The sequence below is a fragment of the Mycobacterium sp. NGS45 genome (assembly GCF_059812645.1).
Window position 1 is genome coordinate 1 of the sequence record NZ_JCALDB010000049.1, and the last position, 2,335, is coordinate 2,335.

General features: G+C 68.3%; 2 protein-coding genes. Both read right to left on the reverse strand.

Annotated elements, in window-relative coordinates:
- Positions 1–63: 63 nt before the first annotated feature.
- A complete protein-coding gene (locus AC5Y3P_RS22240; RefSeq protein ID WP_500048105.1) occupies positions 64–828 on the reverse strand; it encodes an ATP-binding protein in 765 nt (254 codons plus the stop codon).
- Positions 829–851: 23 nt separating this feature from the next.
- Positions 852–2,335, reverse strand: a 1,484-nt coding sequence (gene istA, locus AC5Y3P_RS22245; protein WP_500048104.1) for an IS21 family transposase, incomplete at its 5' end; no start/stop codon positions are given.

Consider the following 2,335-nt stretch of genomic DNA (forward strand, 5'->3'; position numbering starts at 1 on the left):
AACTGCCCAGTGGCGGACACGAATCTGCCCATGAGGGGTCTGTCCGCCACCGGTGGGGTTCGCTCAGCTCAAGGGCTTGACCCCTTTCCCGTGTAGGGCCTGGGCCAGGCGCACGGAGTCGCCGCTGGTTTGGCACAGGTGCGCATGATGCAGCAGCCGGTCGACGGTCGCGGTGGCCAACGTCTTGGGCATCAGCTCATCGAAGCCACTGGGATGCAGGTTGGACGAGATCGCCACCGAGCGGCGCTCGTAGGCGGCTTCGACGATGCGATAGAGCCCTTCAGCGGCATCAGCACCGACCGGCAACAGGCCGACGTCGTCAATGACGACGAGCTCAGCGCGCACGATCTTGGCCACCGCCTTGCCCAGCGAGTCATCGGCGCGATGAGCCCGCACCAGGACCCCGATCTGCTCGAGGGTGAACCACGCCACCGGCATCCCGGCCTCAATTACTTTCTGCCCCAACGCTTCGAGGAAGAACGTCTTACCGGTGCCGGCCGGACCGCAGACCACCAGATTCTCCCGGCGGCCCACCCATTCCAGCGTCTGCAGGGCCTGCTGGGTGGGCAGCGGGATCGACGAGGCGCCAGGGTCCCAGGCGTCGAAGGTTTTGCCGGTCGGGAAGCCCGCGGCTTTACGGCGGGCGGCCAGCATCGAGCGGGCTCGTCCGGCGGCTTCCTCGGTCAGCAGCGCTTTGATCACCTCGGTGGGGTCCCAGCGCTGCGCCCGGGCGGTGGCCAGCACGTCGGCGGCGATCGCGCGGGCGTGCGGCAACCGCAACCCACGCATCAGCGATTCCACCTCTGCCGGCAACTGCGCAGTGGCCATGCTTGTGGTCGTGTGGGTGCTCATCAGATGCCTTCCTGCCCGGTGGTGATGATGTTGGTGCCGAACAGGTTCCAGCCTTGGGTGCCTTGGGCCAGGGAGGTGTCCTCGTTGGCGCCGCGGCGGGTGGCATCGAGGTCTTTAGCCGCCAGGATGGAGTCCAGGTCGCCGGTGGCGAAACGGCCGTGCACCGCGGCGTGCCCGAGGGCCCAGTCGACGTCGGCGCGGCCGGCCAGAGCCGACAGTTGCACGGCGTGGGCCATTTTCTGCAGGATCCGTTCGGTGCCGACGGCGGCGGCTTCTTTGAGCCACACCGCCGCCCCGGGCCCGAGTGCCAGAAACGTCTGCTCGCTGGCGGTGCGGGCCCGCACCCGGTAGTCACCAGGCACCTTGTCGCGGTGATCGGGGAAATGAGCGTCGTCGATGGCCGGGTTGCCCGGGGTGGCGCGGCGGTGCCGGGCGACCTCGACCGGGCCGCCGTCATTGAGGGCGCAGATCACGATTTCGTCGGTGCCGCCGTGATGGCGGATCCACACCGATTGTCCCAATAGCGCTGCCGGCAGCGAGTATTGGCAGTGCTCGAAGGTGACCATCGGGGTGTTGTCCGGGACTCGGCGGGTCACCCCCAACGCCGCGGTGTGCGGCAGGTCGGGGATGGCGTGCAGGGCGGGGCGCTCAGCGGTGAGCATCTCGACCGGGCGCCGCCCTGTGCTGCGGTGGGTCCGGGCGTTGATCTCGGCGGTGAACCCCGCGCACGCCGCCTCCACCTCGGCGAACGAGTGGTACTGGGGCAGCAGGTTGGTGTCGGTGGGCACGATGTCGGCTTTGGCGAGTTTGACCGCGTTTTCCACCCCGCCCTTGGACGCTGGGTCGGCGGGTTCACAGGTCAGCACCGAGATGCCGTAATAGCGGCCGAAGGTGACCGCAGCGCGGTTGCGGACCGGGACCCCGGCGATGTGTCCGACTGTGACGGTCTTCTCGTTGTCGGTCAGCAGGTAGGTCGGAGCGCCACCGACGATCCGGAAGATGCGGTCCAGGCCGGCGAACACACTCGGCGCGGTCCGGTCCCGCAGCGCGATCACCACGCGGTAGCGGCTCCACGCCAGCCACGCCACCAGCAGCACGATCTTACGACCGGCCACCAAAGGGCCCTCGGCGAAGTCGTACTGCAACCACAACCCGGGCTCGGTGATCCATGGCCGGTGCACACGTGTATTACCCAGTCGCCATTGGGCTTTGATCTCCGCCACTGCACGCCGGGTGGTGCGGTCGGTGCCGGTATAGCCCAACGCAACCAGCTTCTCGTGGGCCTTGTCGCCGCGGATCTTGCCCTTCGAATCAGCGACCCAGCCCTCCAGGACATCGCGCCAGTCGTCGATCATCCGGGCCCGCCGCGTCGCCGGCGCCAGACCGGCATTGCGGTCTTCGACGGCCTTCTTGACGGTGTGGTGCGAGCATCCGCACAGTTCGGCCGCCGCCCGATAGGACCCGGTCAGGTCGTAGGCATTGA

Bases quoted from the DNA above. Each gene is read 5' to 3' on its own strand.
- AC5Y3P_RS22240 (WP_500048105.1), bottom strand. From the start codon at position 828: ATGGCCACTGCGCAGTTGCCGGCAGAGGTGGAATCGCTGATGCGTGGG.